This is a genomic window from Candidatus Frackibacter sp. WG13 (assembly GCF_900114655.1).
Classification (GTDB): domain Bacteria; phylum Bacillota; class Halanaerobiia; order Halobacteroidales; family Acetohalobiaceae; genus Frackibacter.
Genome location: NZ_FOTT01000015.1, coordinates 1 through 14,353 on the forward strand (window position 1 = coordinate 1; position 14,353 = coordinate 14,353).

The 14,353-nt window shown below is 33.9% G+C and carries 17 protein-coding genes; 13 read left to right on the forward strand and 4 right to left on the reverse strand.

What is annotated here, in order from left to right; all coding sequences use genetic code 11:
- The first annotated feature begins 319 nt into the window (after positions 1–319).
- The 4 genes from BM077_RS08700 (at position 320) to thiI (ending at position 4,855) form a co-directional block, all read left to right on the forward strand.
- The gene (locus BM077_RS08700; RefSeq protein ID WP_089749579.1) at positions 320–1,954 is read left to right on the forward strand and encodes a radical SAM protein; all 1,635 of its coding nucleotides are present in this window, start codon (positions 320–322) and stop codon (positions 1,952–1,954) included.
- Between the two features lie 47 nt (positions 1,955–2,001).
- Positions 2,002–2,304 (forward strand): MTH1187 family thiamine-binding protein, encoded by a 303-nt coding sequence (locus BM077_RS08705; protein ID WP_089749577.1) that lies wholly within the window; start codon positions 2,002–2,004, stop codon positions 2,302–2,304.
- Positions 2,305–2,451: 147 nt separating this feature from the next.
- The gene (locus tag BM077_RS08710) at positions 2,452–3,612 is read left to right on the forward strand and encodes a cysteine desulfurase family protein (protein WP_089749575.1); all 1,161 of its coding nucleotides are present in this window, start codon (positions 2,452–2,454) and stop codon (positions 3,610–3,612) included.
- Between the two features lie 67 nt (positions 3,613–3,679).
- On the forward strand, positions 3,680–4,855 hold the full coding sequence (gene thiI / locus BM077_RS08715) for a tRNA uracil 4-sulfurtransferase ThiI (protein WP_090003508.1): 1,176 nt from the start codon (positions 3,680–3,682) through the stop codon (positions 4,853–4,855).
- A 39-nt stretch (positions 4,856–4,894) separates the two neighbouring features.
- Here thiI and BM077_RS08720 read toward each other — a convergent pair whose 3' ends face one another.
- Entirely contained in the window at positions 4,895–5,104 is a 210-nt protein-coding gene (locus tag BM077_RS08720) for a DUF1540 domain-containing protein (RefSeq protein WP_089749570.1), read from the reverse strand.
- 213 nt (positions 5,105–5,317) lie between these two features.
- Between BM077_RS08720 and ablA the strand changes: the two genes are divergently transcribed.
- Both ablA and ablB read left to right on the forward strand, forming a co-directional pair.
- Positions 5,318–6,562, forward strand: coding sequence for a lysine 2,3-aminomutase (gene ablA, locus BM077_RS08725; RefSeq protein ID WP_089749568.1), 1,245 nt, complete (start codon positions 5,318–5,320; stop codon positions 6,560–6,562).
- Positions 6,563–6,660: 98 nt separating this feature from the next.
- Positions 6,661–7,542 carry a putative beta-lysine N-acetyltransferase gene (ablB, locus tag BM077_RS08730; RefSeq protein WP_089749565.1) on the forward strand — a complete coding sequence of 294 codons (882 nt, stop codon included), beginning with the start codon at positions 6,661–6,663 and terminating at the stop codon, positions 7,540–7,542.
- A gap of 228 nt (positions 7,543–7,770) precedes the next feature.
- Here the strand turns inward: ablB and BM077_RS08735 are convergent, their stop codons facing one another.
- The 3 genes from BM077_RS08735 to BM077_RS08740 form a co-directional block, all read right to left on the reverse strand.
- Positions 7,771–7,968 carry a hypothetical protein gene (locus BM077_RS08735; RefSeq protein ID WP_089749563.1) on the reverse strand — a complete coding sequence of 66 codons (198 nt, stop codon included), beginning with the start codon at positions 7,966–7,968 and terminating at the stop codon, positions 7,771–7,773.
- A gap of 161 nt (positions 7,969–8,129) precedes the next feature.
- Positions 8,130–8,291: a hypothetical protein gene (locus BM077_RS13740; RefSeq protein WP_176941681.1), complete on the reverse strand. Its 162-nt coding sequence runs from the start codon at positions 8,289–8,291 to the stop codon at positions 8,130–8,132.
- Between the two features lie 116 nt (positions 8,292–8,407).
- Positions 8,408–9,388, reverse strand: coding sequence for an SDH family Clp fold serine proteinase (locus BM077_RS08740; RefSeq protein WP_089749561.1), 981 nt, complete (start codon positions 9,386–9,388; stop codon positions 8,408–8,410).
- A 185-nt stretch (positions 9,389–9,573) separates the two neighbouring features.
- Here BM077_RS08740 and BM077_RS08745 point away from each other — a divergent pair, with 185 nt between their 5' ends.
- From BM077_RS08745 to coaBC, 7 genes are all read left to right on the forward strand, one after another.
- A complete protein-coding gene (locus tag BM077_RS08745) occupies positions 9,574–9,945 on the forward strand; it encodes an Hsp20/alpha crystallin family protein (protein ID WP_089749559.1) in 372 nt (123 codons plus the stop codon).
- Positions 9,946–10,018: 73 nt separating this feature from the next.
- Positions 10,019–10,666 carry an Hsp20/alpha crystallin family protein gene (locus BM077_RS08750; RefSeq protein WP_089749557.1) on the forward strand — a complete coding sequence of 216 codons (648 nt, stop codon included), beginning with the start codon at positions 10,019–10,021 and terminating at the stop codon, positions 10,664–10,666.
- Between the two features lie 410 nt (positions 10,667–11,076).
- Positions 11,077–11,961, forward strand: a complete 885-nt coding sequence (locus BM077_RS08755; RefSeq protein WP_089749554.1) for a YicC/YloC family endoribonuclease — start codon at positions 11,077–11,079, stop codon at positions 11,959–11,961.
- Between the two features lie 48 nt (positions 11,962–12,009).
- Positions 12,010–12,255: an extracellular matrix/biofilm regulator RemA gene (gene remA / locus BM077_RS08760; RefSeq protein WP_089749552.1), complete on the forward strand. Its 246-nt coding sequence runs from the start codon at positions 12,010–12,012 to the stop codon at positions 12,253–12,255.
- 24 nt (positions 12,256–12,279) lie between these two features.
- Positions 12,280–12,852, forward strand: coding sequence for a guanylate kinase (gene gmk / locus BM077_RS08765; RefSeq protein ID WP_089749551.1), 573 nt, complete (start codon positions 12,280–12,282; stop codon positions 12,850–12,852).
- Between the two features lie 22 nt (positions 12,853–12,874).
- The gene (rpoZ, locus tag BM077_RS08770) at positions 12,875–13,084 is read left to right on the forward strand and encodes a DNA-directed RNA polymerase subunit omega (RefSeq protein WP_089749549.1); all 210 of its coding nucleotides are present in this window, start codon (positions 12,875–12,877) and stop codon (positions 13,082–13,084) included.
- 12 nt (positions 13,085–13,096) lie between these two features.
- Entirely contained in the window at positions 13,097–14,323 is a 1,227-nt protein-coding gene (gene coaBC, locus BM077_RS08775) for a bifunctional phosphopantothenoylcysteine decarboxylase/phosphopantothenate--cysteine ligase CoaBC (RefSeq protein WP_089749547.1), read from the forward strand.
- The last annotated feature ends 30 nt before the right edge of the window (positions 14,324–14,353 follow it).

Here is a 14,353-nt window from a genome sequence, read left to right on the forward strand (position 1 = left end):
AACTAACCTAGTAGTATAGATTGAAATTTAATCTATATGAAGTAGTTAGAAGCTCCATCTAAATCTTATTTTTGATTTAGATGGAGAGGTTCACAACTGGAGCTCAATATGTGATCGATGGAGGTATGACAGTCTAATAGATATAAAGGCACTTCTCTAATTAGGGAAGTGTCTTATTGTAGTATATTAACCCGGCATGATCGTCTGTTCTATGGTGAAAATTTGAAAGGTGAATAAAACTATGCGTGCAGTTTGATAAATAATTACAGATAAAGTATAATAAAAAATAAAGTATTTGTTTTGAAAGGAAGATACGGAGATGTCAGAAGTTAAAGTAAGTATCTTAGATGGATATTTAGATGAGCCATCTTGTTTAGGAGTGCCTCCATATATCGCTCCACATATTAGATATACTTATGGAGCATTAAAAGATGCTGGGTTAAAAAATAAAGACATTAATTATTTAACAATTGATCAATTTCGTGATAATGAGGAGCGATTAATTAGTCAATTACATAATTCGGAGTTTGTAATTATAATTGCAGGAACGACAGTACCAGGTAGGTATTTAGGTGGACAACCTATTTCCTTACAAGAAATAGAGGAGATTGCTAAAAGATTAGACCAAGCTCAAGTTATTTTGAGTGGACCAATAATCAACTGCAGTTTGGAAGTGAAGTTTATTGACCAGTTAGCAAAAGAGGTTCCCGGTTTAACTATATATCAAGAATTAACTAATACTAATCTACATAATAAATTAGAGTCATCAGAATTAATAGATAGATGGGCAGTATTAGGCGCAGAAGTGACCAATGAACATCCCAATTTTCCTCATTTAGTCTGTGAATTAGAGACATTTAGAGGTTGTCCTAGGGAGAGCCATTGTTCTTTTTGTAGTGAAGGATTTAAGGAAGTTATATATCAACGGAGTGTCGAGGGGGTCATTAAAGAAGTAAAGAATTTAGCTAAGTTAGGTAATCAATACTTTAGATTAGGTTGTCAGACTGATTTATTACTCTATCAGGCTAAGCAAGTGGGTGATAAGCTAGTTCCTAATCCGACAGCAATTGAAAAACTTTATTCGGGAATTAGAGAGGTAGCTCCTAATTTAAAAGTCTTACATATGGACAACGTTAATCCAGCTACGATTGCTGATTTTACTGATGAAGCTGCTCAGATTTTGGAGACGATTGCTAAATATAATACTGCTGGGGATGTGGCTGCTTTTGGGTTAGAATCAGCTGACCCTAAGGTATTAAAAGCTAATAATATCGGTACTAATAAAAAGAAGACTATGCAAGCAATAAAAATGATGAATGAAGCGAGTGGTTATCGAGAAGACGGAGTACCTAAACTGTTACCAGGAATTAATCTCTTACATGGGTTACAGGGTGAGAGTAAGAAGACTATGGAATTGAACTTTAATTTTTTAAAAAAAATCTTAGATTCAGATCTTTTAGTACGAAGAATTAATATTCGCCAGGTAAACCCTTTAAAAGATTATGAAGCAGTTCATGGATATAGTAAGCATGATTTTAAAGAATATAAAGAGAAAGTTAATGAAGAGATTAATAAACCGATGTTAAAACGATTATTTCCAGTGGAAACTATATTAAAAGAGGTAATTATTGAAGAAGTTAAAGGAAAGCTATCTTTTGGTAGACAGTTAGGAACTTATCCTATCTTAGTAGGAGTTCCTGGTCAGCGGGAGATAGGTGAAATTTTGGATGTGAAGGTTATTGATCATGGATATCGTTCAATAACTGGCTTGCCGTGGCCGTTTAATATTAATCAAGCAGGAGTAGCAGAATTAGAAGCACTGCCGGGAATTGGTAAGAAGCGTGCTATGCGTATCTTTATGAAGAAGGATATTAAGGATTTGGAACATCTTAATGAGATTCTAGATTATAGTTATGATATAGAGAAGTTAAAAGAGTTAGTAGTCTTTGATTAATTATACTTAGTGTTTAATTATTTATTATAACACAGGAGGTAAATAAAATGGCAATTGTAGAAGTGACGGTAGTTCCTTTAGGAACCGGTGATACTAGTCTTAGTCGATATGTAGCTGAATGTCAGAAGGTTTTAAGAAATGAAGATGCAATTGAATATCAGTTAACACCGATGGGAACTATTATTGAAGGGGAATTAGATGTGATTTTTGAAGTGATTAAAAAATTACATGAAGTCCCATTTCAAAATGGTGCTATGCGAGTTTCTACTTCAATTAAGATTGATGACCGGAGAGATAAAGAAGCTAGTATGGGACAGAAATTAGCATCGGTTGACCATAAATTAGATTAGGTAGAGTCATATTCTGCTTTTCTTGCTTAAATTAAGCAGTTGTGGTACAATATTATACTGGATTACTAAAAGAATAGACATATTTTGAAGAAATCTCTTTCATAATAAAATTAAAATGATTACTAATTAAGAAAAGAGGATGATGCTATGAAAGAAGTATATTTAGATAATAGTGCAACTACTAAACCCAGAAAAGAAGTTGTGGAGGCGATGATGGAGCCTTTAACTAATAATTATGGCAACCCTTCATCACTTCATCAAAAGGGCATAGACGCAGAAAAACTGCTTAAGGAAGCAAGAAGAAAAGTGGCAAAGGTTATTAGAGCTAATGAAGAAGAGATTATTTTTACTTCTGGAGGAACGGAATCTAATAATCTAGCTATCAAAGGAACGGTCGATACATTAAAGAGATATGGTAACCATCTGATTACTACTAAGGTTGAACATTCTTCTGTCTTACATCCATTTCAGGATTTAGAGCAAGAAGGTTGGAAGGTTACTTATCTTGATGTAGATGAAAATGGTATCTTAGATTTAGACCATTTACGTGAAGAGATCTCTGAAGATACAATTTTAGTTAGTATTATGTACGTCAATAGTGAAGTAGGAGCGATTCAACCGATTGATGAGGTTGAAAAGATAGTTAGAGAGTATAAGGATAGTAAACTTTATTTACATGTAGATGCCGTTCAGGCTTTAGATAAGATAGAAATTGATCTATCTAACTCTATAATTGATTTACTTTCTATGAGTGGCCACAAAATTCATGGTCCTAAAGGGAGCGGTGGATTATATGTAGCAAAAGATACGAGATTAAAGTCACTAATAACTGGTGGTGGACAAGAGAACGGTTATCGTGCTGGAACAGAGAATGTACCTGGTTTCGTAGGTTTTGGTGAAGCAGTTAAATTAGCTACTGAGGATGTGGAGAAAAATGTGGCACAGATGCAGGAATTAAAGACGCGATTAGCTGATGGTGTTATCTCTAGTTTAGATGAAGTTCAGATTAATGGCCCTGAACTAAAGAATGGTGCCCCTCATATTTTAAACCTTTCATTCCGGGGTTTAAAAGGTGAAGTCTTAGTTCATGCTTTAGAAGAAGAGAATATTTATGTTTCTACTGGTTCAGCCTGTTCTTCAAAAGATTCTGCACCAAGTCATGTTTTAACAGCTATGGGAGTAGACGAAGATGCTATGGAAGGGACATTACGATTTAGTTTATCTACTTTTAATAATGAAGAAGAAATAGATTACACTATTGAAAAGTTAATAAAAAGCGTACCACAGTTACGTAAAATTAGTGGTTAAGTTGTGATTAATAGAAGGTCAGTAGTTGAGTTATGACTAAGGGAGGAACTGTTGGGAGGGAGAATTAATGAAAGATTTAATTTTAGTTCGCTATGGGGAGATTGGAACTAAAGGTGGCAATCGTCACCTTTTTGAAGATAAGTTAATAAGCAATATTGAACAGAGTTTAACAGAGATAGCTAAAGCAGATGTTTATAAGACAGATGGGCGGATCTTCGTTGAAACAGAAATGAATGATGTAGATGTAGTGACTGATAGACTACAGAAAGTTTTTGGGATAGTTGGCGTCTGCCCAGCGAAAGAGACTGCCTTAGATTTTGAGGAGATTAAGGAAGCGGGTTTAGAATTAGTAGAAAAGGAGTTATCTGATAAAGCTAAAACATTTAAAGTCGAAACTAGACGCATTAATAAAGGCTTTGAGTATGACTCTATGGAAATTAATCGTGAATTAGGTGCTCATGTCTTGCGTAACACTGAAGATTTAACAGTAGATGTGCATAATCCAGACTTTAAATTAAATGTAGAGATTAGATATAGACAGGCTTATGTCTATGCAAATGATCTACCGGGGGTAGGTGGATTGCCGGTAGGTAGTAGTGACAAAGCAGGCTTGTTACTTTCGGGAGGAATAGATAGTCCTGTAGCCGGTTGGATGGCTATGAAACGAGGGGTAGAACTGATTCCTATTTATTTTCATAGTCCTCCGTTTACTAGCGAACGAGCTAAGGAGAAAGTGATCGATCTTTGTCGTGTGTTAGCTAGCTATGCTGGTGGGAGTATTAATTTGAGAGTAGTACCATTTACTGAAATCCAAACGGCGATTAAGGATGAATGCCCTAAAAAGTTGTTAACAATCATTATGCGACGGTTAATGATGAAGATTGCAGAAGAGATTACTGAAAATGAAGATGGTAAGGCTTTAATCACTGGAGAAAGTATTGGTCAGGTAGCTAGTCAGACTTTAGATAGTATGTACGTAACCAATGCTATGACTAAGATGCCTGTCTTTAGACCACTGATCGGTTTAGATAAGAATGAAATAAAGAGAAGAGCAAAGGATATAGGTACTTATGAAATATCAATCCAACCGTATGATGATTGTTGTACACTTTTTGTTCCAGATAATCCAGAAACTAAACCTAAATTAAGGTTTGTTGAGTATGCTGAGGAAGATTTAGCAGTTGAAGAATTAGTATCAGAAGCAATTACACAGACAGAGATTATTAAAATCGAAAATGATTAAGTAAGAAGGTGGAGCTAATAGCTCCACCTTTTTAAATATCTATTTATTTGCTGGCTTGAAAGTGACACATTGGGTTTCACCAGATGTATTAGAAGTCACCTGTTCACTGAAAGACCCAACTTCCATTCCTGCTTTTGTATTAGTATTAGCTGAAAAGTTAGTATCACTAACACTAATTTTATCTGCTTCGCAGACATTACCACTTCCATAATAAGCGCAGTTGCTAACATTACATGCTATTTTAGACATTATGCCTTCACCTCCTTATTCCCCGGGAATATAACTTTATAATTCCCAGTTGCAAAATTTATATTCATCAAATGGTTTTTGAAACATAGTATATAAGTGGGAATATTTAATTAGTTAAAATTAATTTACAGAATAAGGAGGAATACTGAGTCTTTTATTTAATAATATAAAAGGCTTTAAATTATCAACAAACAATAAGGAGTGATAATTAAAGTGGAATCATCAGAAAATATCGATGAATCATGGGATTGTACTCCCGAAGAATGGAACGATTGGCAATGGCAATTAGAAAACAGTATTACTAATGTTGAAGAGTTACAGGAACACTTTGACCTTTCAGACCAACAAGCTCAAGAGATTGAGGAAGCAACTAATATCTTTCCTATGTCAATAACCCCTTATTATGCTTCGCTAATTGATTTTGATTCTGAATACTGTCCAATTCGTCTGCAATCAATACCACAGAAATCAGAACTAGAAGAATCTGCTTATGAAATGAGTGACCCTCTACATGAAGAAGAAGATTCACCAGTACCAGGTTTAACACATCGCTATCCTGACCGAGTATTATTATTAGTAACCAATAAGTGTTCGATGTTTTGTCGACACTGCACTCGCAAAAGAAAAGTAGGGGACAGCCAGCAAAAGGTTGATTTAGAACAGATTAAAACTGGGATTGAATATATTAAGGATAATCCTCAAATTAGAGATGTACTCTTATCTGGTGGAGACCCATTATTATTAGATTTAGATGTATTAGAAGAAATTATTGTTGAGTTAAAAGAAATCTCTCATGTAGATGTAGTAAGAATAGGTAGTAGAGTTCCAGTCGTTTTACCACAAAGAATAGATGATGAATTAATTAGTATGCTAAAAAAGTATTCTCCTATTTGGATTAACACCCATTTTAATCATAAAAAAGAGTTAACAACGACTGCTAAAAAAGCTTTAGATAGATTAGCAGATAATGGTTTCCCATTAGGGAATCAGACTGTTTTATTAAGGAATGTTAATGATTGTCCATTAGTAATGAAAGAATTGATGCATGAGCTAGTTAAGAATAGAATTAGACCATATTACTTATATCAATGTGACCTTTCACGAGGAATTGAGCATTTCCGTACTTCGATTTCAGCAGGAATCGAAATTATGGAGTCATTAATTGGTCATACTTCTGGATTTGCAGTACCACGTTATGTAGTCGATGCACCAGGAGGAGGCGGTAAGATTCCAGTTACTCCTAACTATGTAGTTTCTTCATCAAGACAGAAGACAGTGCTTAGAAATTATGAAGGAAATATTGTAGTTTACACTGAACCAGAAATTAAGAGTGATGAATGTCCAGAAGAGTGTAATGTTTGTACGGAGATTGAAGAGAAAGCTGATAATGGCGAAACAGTAGAACCCCAGGGAGTGCAGAAGTTACTTTCTGAGGAGAATGACGAGATAAGTTTGTAGAAGTTAAGACTGAGATAGCTACTGCATCTAGTTTAATAACTTTTTAGTGGGCTTTACTGACACTGATTACTCATTAACAGAATAGGAGGGATTGTCATATGTCAATTTCTCAATTGAAATCTGAAACTAAGTATAAGAAGACAAAGATTATTCGGGGACGTGATTATGAAGCTAAAGCTAAATATTCTGATTTAAATCAACGTATTGTAGTTGAGTCATACAGTGGCACTGGTTTAAATAATTTAGGAAATCGTTTGAAAGGAGAAGCTAAATCAAACGAATATGGTAAGATTTGGGTTAAAGTTAGGTTTAGTGACCATCAACAGTTTTCTAATATTGGATTTATAGCTGAAGGATTAATTGAAGATTACTATTTAGATGAAGCTGCAATTATTATGGCTTTCTATCCTGATTCGGAGCGAAGTCGCCAACAGAATAGAGAGAAGAAAGATCAGATTGTAGCAGACTTGCTGCAAGAAGAAAGTGATCAAGGTCTAGTAGAGTTAGATGATGATTGTGAATTTAAAATAGCAGAGCCTAGCGATATAACAGCAATGACAGAGCTATATAAAGAAGTCTTTACTTCCTATCCAACTCCTATCTTTAAGAAGGAGTATATTGAAGAGAGTATGAATTCTGATGTTATTTATGGTTTGCTTTATGATGGGGAAGACTTAGTAGCTGCTGCGTCTGCGGAGACTAATCCTGAATTTAAGAATGCAGAGATGACTGATTTTGCTACTTTACCTAGCGCACGAGGCAACGGATATGCTAGTTATATTTTAAATAAGCTAGAATCTGAATTGAAAGCTAGAAGATATCATTCTCTTTATAGTATTGCTCGCTCAACTTCTTACGGGATGAATAAGGTATTTAAAGAAGCAGAATATGAGTATAATGGCCGTTTAATACAGAACTGTCATATCGCTGGTGGTTTTGAGGATATGAACCTTTGGTGTAAGGTATTAAATAATAATTAAGATATAATGATTAAGATACTCCTGATCTATTTTATAGGTTAGGAGTATCTTTGTTAAAGAGAATAATTGGGGAAACATCTCCAATAAATATTTCCTGGAAAATAATTGAAAACAATTTAAAAGTTTAATTAAAATATAAAAAGAAGCCAACAATGATCTGCGCTCCGGCTACTGCAGACCCTCAGGAACCCACAGCAATCTTTCGACTACTATAGATCCGTTCCGAGCCTACAATAACCTTTGCTCGAAGATGATAGAACCAATCTCGAAACCAAGAGCAGTCTCTCGACCACAAAACAGGATCCCTCCAGATCCTATCATCTTCTTAGGTCGACCAGCATAGATCCCTGACGAACCCGGAACAATAACCTCTTCGGCTAAATTGCAGGCCCTTTCAGAACCTATACTGATCTTCGCTCTAACCATTATAGACCGAAAATAAATTCGGCCTATAATAATCTTTGCTCGACCAACCTAAATCCCAAATAGAATTTGGAACCTAAATCAATCTTACCTCGACCATTGCTGACCTCTTACACTAATTATCATATCCTTTTCAGTAGTTTTTATACATGAAAATTTAATTTTCACATATTATCAGCACTTGTATTATTATCTTCGTCAATAACAATAATTCCTTCCTTATCTATATTAGAGGAATAATTGGCTGATGGAGAACCAGAATTATCATTAATAATATAGTAGGCATTATTATTTTTGGGTTCAAATTTTAAAAAAATTTCACTCATATTTAATTACCTCCTTCAAATAATTTTATATATGATTAGAACACAAAAAGGTCATATTGACCAAAAAATGTATTCTGCCGCGAAAGGTAACCTTTTTGTGGTTGTACCATATGCTATTATCTAAAAGATGAAACCCATTTTTGTTGAATAATATTGACCTCTGGTTCTTGCATCATTTCATCCTGTTGTACCTTTCCCTTAAACATAAATGAATCTAATGAATTCTGACTCTCAATGTAACCGCCACAAACTTCAAATTCATTACTATGTCTATTTGTATAATCTAAAGGTTGGAATGGTTTCTTTAATTCTAAGTCCTTTTCATATATTTCATAGAGACGCCAAAGTAAGCCTTCTAATTCTGGTTCAGCTAGCTTAACTGGTAATTTAACATCTGATGCTTCTTTACGAGAGATCATGTAATTGTGAGCATAAAGTTTTTCTGTCAAATAATTTATAATATTTTCTACTACTACTTCATCTTCACCTAAAGAGTGTAAAGATAATAATTTTTTGGCTGTGGATCTAATTAGTAAGTAGTTACGACGTACATTTCCTAAAGCTAAAGGGTGTACCTTATTTACTAAATATGAGAATACTTTAATTAGATTCTCTTCACTCTTTAAATTAAATTTCTGCTGAGCTAAATCAAAGTAAGAGCTAACATCCTCAACACTGATAGGAATTTTTGCTTCAGGGTTATTCGGATCTTGTGGATTAAAAGCATTAGCTACAGTAGGGTCAATAGGACCTAACTCCCCCATTTTGCCCATCACAATCTCATTAGCTCCAAGACAGATTAATGTCCCGGCACTATAAGCCCTAAATGGTACTAAAACAGAGAAAAAATTACAATATTCACGGATTAAATTTACTAACCGCCAAGGTGTTAGTACATCTCCTCCGCGGGTATAGATAAATAAATCGACTTTTTCTTTAGGTTCTAACCTTTCTAAATGCTGATAAATAATCTTAATTGCATCGGGTGCAATCCTAGTGCTTATATTCTTTCTATCCCCTGTAAAATAACAGATGACATTTGAATTCCGTCTGTTACTTATTTCATTTATAATCTCTAACCTATTATCTCTACCCACCAAACTCCTCCTTTATTATCTTTTAATTAACTGAATTCATAACAAAATTTCGAGCATAATTATTAATATTATTTAATTTGTAGTTTTTATTATTCATTTAAATTAAAAATTAATTAAAACTTCTAATAATTAATTATTAAAATCTAAATAATATATTAGAAAGCATTTATTAAGGAGGAGATTTTGTGGATAATAATTTTCATGTACAAAATGCCCAAGGAAGTTCTTCTACTGGAAGTTCAAAATATAATAACCAAACATACTTTACACCGCAAGTAGATGTTGTAGAAGATAGTTCTACAATCCATTATATTTATGAACTTCCAGGAGTTAATCCGAAAGAGATGAACGTTGAGCTTTCAGATGAAAGTGTTTATGTTGAAGGGAATATAGGTTCAATTAATCAACAACCGATTAAATTTTTGCACCAAGAGCGCAGGAAAGGTTCCTTTTTCCGTAAACTTAAGCTGCCTGTAAATGTTGATATTGATGCTGCAAAAGCTGATTTTTCACATGGTTTACTAAAAGTTTCTTTTCCTAAAACCAGAAATTACTAGTATTATTTATCTTACAAAAGTCCATTATAAGGTTGGATAAAGAACATAAACTGGTAAAAATTATAGGAGGTTGATGAGAATTTTACAGACACAACAGAGCCCATTTTTAGCGAGAAGTTCGTTTAGTATTCCGCAACAACAAGCATTTACAAATCAAGCACTACAGAGTGGGGTAATGAATACTGGTTATATCCCTCAGCAGCAAGCATTTGCTGGTCAAGGTTTACAGAGTGGAATGATTAATACTGGTTATGCTCCAATTTCTCAAGCTTGGTCTTATCGTCTTCAGCCTGTTTCTAATGCTGCAGCTTCTAATGCAATGAGTACAGGTATATCACAACAACAAATGGGAGGACAGCAGTATACTCAGACTACTGCTACGCCTATGACTTCTACTGCAATGATGCAGCAACAGTCTACAGGAATTGTTGATCCTAGCATCGATATTTCAGAAACTAAGAATGATTTAATTGTTGCTTGCAATATTCCGAATGCAAATCTTAATAATATGAATTTAACTGCAACTGAAAATTCCTTATCGATTTCTGCACAAGCATTTGTTGGTAATCAAGTAAGTAGTGTTCATAGAACAATACCTTTATCAACAACAGTAAGAGCAGAAGCAGTTGATGCTAACTATTCTAATGGTATTTTACAAGTGAGAATGCCAAAGAAAGAAGCAGGTACTAGAAAGCAATTGCAAGTAAACGTTACTGAGTAATTATTAACAGTTAATTGAGTTTTAAAAACCGGTTTATGTTCACTAATAAAATAATAATTAATGAAAACCTCTAATCTCAAGATTAGAGGTTTTCATTTATCTTGCAATTAATAATAAAGAATGTTATATTAATATATAGTTATGCTAATTTTATAGTAAACTAACAATTTTAGCTATATAAGGTGCATAATTAATTGCTGGTGCCAGAAATTCTGTATTAATTATGTTTGAAATTTAATTATGAAATTAGCTTATACAAGAATAGGATTAGTCTAAACAAAACTTATTAAAATCTTAATAATTTATTGTGAATTGGGAAATTTTATTATTAAAGAGGATTATTAAATGTTATCTAGAATTATTTAGTGCAAGGTTGTTAATTGAAAGGATTAAGAAGAGGTGGAGTAATAATGATTAGAAGCATGACCGGTTATGGAAGAGCACAATTAGAAGATGATACTGAACAATTAATAGTGGAGGTTAAGTCTGTTAATTATAAGTATCGAAAGATTTATTTACATATGTCAGAACAATTATCAGGATTAGAGCCTAAGATTAATGAAATTTTAAAAGGCGAGGTAAGTCGAGGACGAATCGATTACTCTTTAAGAATCAAGAGTGATGATGATCAGGATGTGAAGGTTCGAGCTAATAAAAAAGCAGTTAAAGAGTATATTGATTCTTTACAAAAACTTCAGGATGAATTTGGTTTAACAGGAGAAATAGATATTAATTTACTAACTCAATTCTCTGATGTATTAAGTGTAGAAGAAGTAGAGAAGGATATCGAAGAACTATGGCCGAAGGTGAAGGAAGTTACTAAGAAGGCTTTAGGTAATTTAATGGAGATGAGAAGTAAAGAAGGGGAACAGCTTTTTTCTGATTTTATACATAGATTAGAGAGAATTGAACACCTTATTAGTAAAGTAGAAACTAGAGTTCCAGAGATAGTAGAGGAATATCAGTCTAAATTAGAGAATAGAGTCAATGACTTATTAAATAATGTAGAAATAGAAGAAGATAGATTAGCCAGTGAGGTAGCTATAATTGCTGACAAAAGTAACGTTACTGAGGAGATAGTTAGGGTTAAGAGTCACTTAGAGCAGTTTAGAGAGACTTTAGGTGAAGACATAGCAGAACCGGTAGGAAGAAAATTAGACTTTATTGCTCAGGAGATGCATAGAGAAATTAATACTATTGGTTCTAAGGTAAGTGACTCAGAAACTAGTAATTATATTATAGATTTAAAGAGTGAAGTAGATAAAATTAGAGAACAGGTGCAAAATATAGAGTAAAAATATAATAAGTATTTTATTTATAGGTATATAAGGGGGACATTAAAGATGAAAGTAGAACTAATTAATATCGGATTTGGGAATATTGTGGCTGCAAATCGGATTATAGCGATTGTGAGTCCAGAATCTGCACCAATTAAGAGAATAATTCAAGAAGCAAGAGATAGAGGTATGTTAATTGATGCTACATATGGCCGAAGAACAAGAGCAGTAGTAATAACCGATAGTGACCATATTATCTTATCAGCAGTTCAGCCAGAAACAGTCTCGCAGCGATTAGGTGATGATGAATAAAGGGAGCAAAAGGAGAGGAAGCTAATGTCGGAAAAAGGAAAATTGATTATATTATCAGGCCCTTCGGCTGTAGGAAAGGGAACAGTAATTGAAGCACTAATGGCTGAGTACCAAGATATAGCTTATTCTATTTCTGCAACTACTCGCAAACCTCGTTCTGGTGAAAAGGATGGGGTTGATTACTTTTTTCTTTCAGAAAAAGAGTTTAAGCAGAAGATAAAAGAAGATGAATTTATAGAATGGGCTGAGGTTCATGGTAATTATTATGGTACTCCTAAGGACTATGTAGAAGATACTATGGCCAAAGGTCAAGATGTAATCTTAGAAATAGATATTCAAGGAGCTGCTCAAGTTAAAGACAAATATGCAGAAGAAGTATTTATCTTTTTGGCACCTCCTTCTTTGAAAGAATTAGAATCACGAATTCATAAACGAGGAACTGATAGCAAAGAAGCAATCGAAGTTAGAATGGAAAATGCAACGGAAGAGATGGAGAAAGCAGAGAACTATGATTATATGATAGTAAATGATAAAGTAGAAAAGGCTGTAGAGCAATTAAAGGCAATCATTATTGCTGAAAGGTGTAAGATAGACTAAAAATTTAAGGGGGAATGATAAAATGTTAGCATATCCACCAATGGATAAATTATTAGAAAAGACGGGAGACGAGTATACTTTAGTTATTCAAGCTGCTAGACGTGGACGAAAGTTAAATCAAGGTGAAGAGCCAGTAGTAGAATGTAAGACATCAAAGCCAGTTTCAAATGCTTTAGAAGAAATCTTAGCTGGCAAATTACAATATATCCCTGTAGAAAAACAAAAAGAGTAATGGAGCGTTAATATGAAGAATAATAATCTGTTAAGCAGCTTAAAAAAGAAGAATATTTTATTAGGGGTTACCGGAGGTATTGCTGCTTATAAATCATTAGAAATAGTTAGTAGGTTAAAGAAGGCAGGTGCTGAGGTAGATGTAATTATGACTGAGGCTGCCACGAAGTTTGTACAACCGCTTAGCTTCCGCTCTTTAAGTCATAATCCGGTAGTGATTGATATGTTTTCTGAACCTAAACAATGGGATGTTAAACATATTGCCTTGGCAGAAAAAGCTGATCTTTTTCTAGTTGCACCTGCAACCGCTAATATTATTGGTAAGATTACTAATGGAATAGCTGATGATATGTTATCAACAACGATAATGGCTACGACTGCGCCAAAAGTCTTAGCACCAGCTATGAATCATAATATGTATATGAATTCGGTAGTACAGCGTAATCTAAATGACTTAAATGAATTAGGTTATAAAATAATCGAAGCAGATTCTGGATATTTAGCCTGTGGAGTAGAAGGTAAAGGAAGGTTACCTGACCCAGAGGTAATAGTAAATTATATAGCTGAAGAATTAAGGGAAGAGCCAAAAGATGATTTAGTAGGAAAGAATATATTAGTAACTGCTGGAGGAACACAAGAGCCATTAGATCCAGTTCGTTACTTAGGAAATTATTCATCAGGGAAGATGGGCTATGCCATTGCTAGACAAGCAGTTAATCGAGGAGCTAATGTCACATTAATTAGTGCCCCTACCAATTTAAAGGCTCCCACTGAGGTTAAAGTGGTTTCGGTAAAAACAGCAAAAGAGATGTATGAAGCAGTAATGGAGATTCAGAGTGAACAGGATATCATTATAAAAGCAGCTGCAGTAGCCGATTATCGTCCAGAAATTAAAGCTAAGAATAAATTAAAGAAAGATGGTTCTGATTTGCAGATTAAGTTAAAGCGTAATCCGGATATTTTAGCTGAATTAGGAGAAGTAAAAGAAGATAAGGTTTTAGTAGGCTTTGCTGCTGAATCAGAAGAGTTAGTAGCTAATGCTAAAAAAAAGCTAGAGAATAAGAATTTAGATTTAATTATTGCTAATGATATCACGGCAGAAGACGCCGGTTTTGGTACAGACACTAACCGGGTGATTATGATTAGTAAAGATGAAGAGCTAGAAATCCCTAAGACTTCTAAAGATAAAGTGGCACAGAAATTATTAGATAAGGTAAGTAAACTTTTAAAGATCAGTTAAAAAAGTGATGTATTTGAAAAAGGAGTGAAG

Coding starts and splice junctions, on each gene's coding strand:
- BM077_RS08700 (WP_089749579.1), top strand. CDS start 320: ATGTCAGAAGTTAAAGTAAGTATCTTAGATGGATATTTAGATGAGCCA.
- BM077_RS08705 (WP_089749577.1), top strand. CDS start 2,002: ATGGCAATTGTAGAAGTGACGGTAGTTCCTTTAGGAACCGGTGATACT.
- BM077_RS08710 (WP_089749575.1), top strand. CDS start 2,452: ATGAAAGAAGTATATTTAGATAATAGTGCAACTACTAAACCCAGAAAA.
- thiI (WP_090003508.1), top strand. CDS start 3,680: ATGAAAGATTTAATTTTAGTTCGCTATGGGGAGATTGGAACTAAAGGT.
- BM077_RS08720 (WP_089749570.1), bottom strand. CDS start 5,104: ATGTCTAAAATAGCATGTAATGTTAGCAACTGCGCTTATTATGGAAGT.
- ablB (WP_089749565.1), top strand. CDS start 6,661: ATGTCAATTTCTCAATTGAAATCTGAAACTAAGTATAAGAAGACAAAG.
- BM077_RS08735 (WP_089749563.1), bottom strand. CDS start 7,968: ATGGTTAGAGCGAAGATCAGTATAGGTTCTGAAAGGGCCTGCAATTTA.
- BM077_RS13740 (WP_176941681.1), bottom strand. CDS start 8,291: ATGAGTGAAATTTTTTTAAAATTTGAACCCAAAAATAATAATGCCTAC.
- BM077_RS08750 (WP_089749557.1), top strand. CDS start 10,019: ATGAGAATTTTACAGACACAACAGAGCCCATTTTTAGCGAGAAGTTCG.
- BM077_RS08755 (WP_089749554.1), top strand. CDS start 11,077: ATGATTAGAAGCATGACCGGTTATGGAAGAGCACAATTAGAAGATGAT.
- remA (WP_089749552.1), top strand. CDS start 12,010: ATGAAAGTAGAACTAATTAATATCGGATTTGGGAATATTGTGGCTGCA.
- gmk (WP_089749551.1), top strand. CDS start 12,280: ATGTCGGAAAAAGGAAAATTGATTATATTATCAGGCCCTTCGGCTGTA.
- rpoZ (WP_089749549.1), top strand. CDS start 12,875: ATGTTAGCATATCCACCAATGGATAAATTATTAGAAAAGACGGGAGAC.
- coaBC (WP_089749547.1), top strand. CDS start 13,097: ATGAAGAATAATAATCTGTTAAGCAGCTTAAAAAAGAAGAATATTTTA.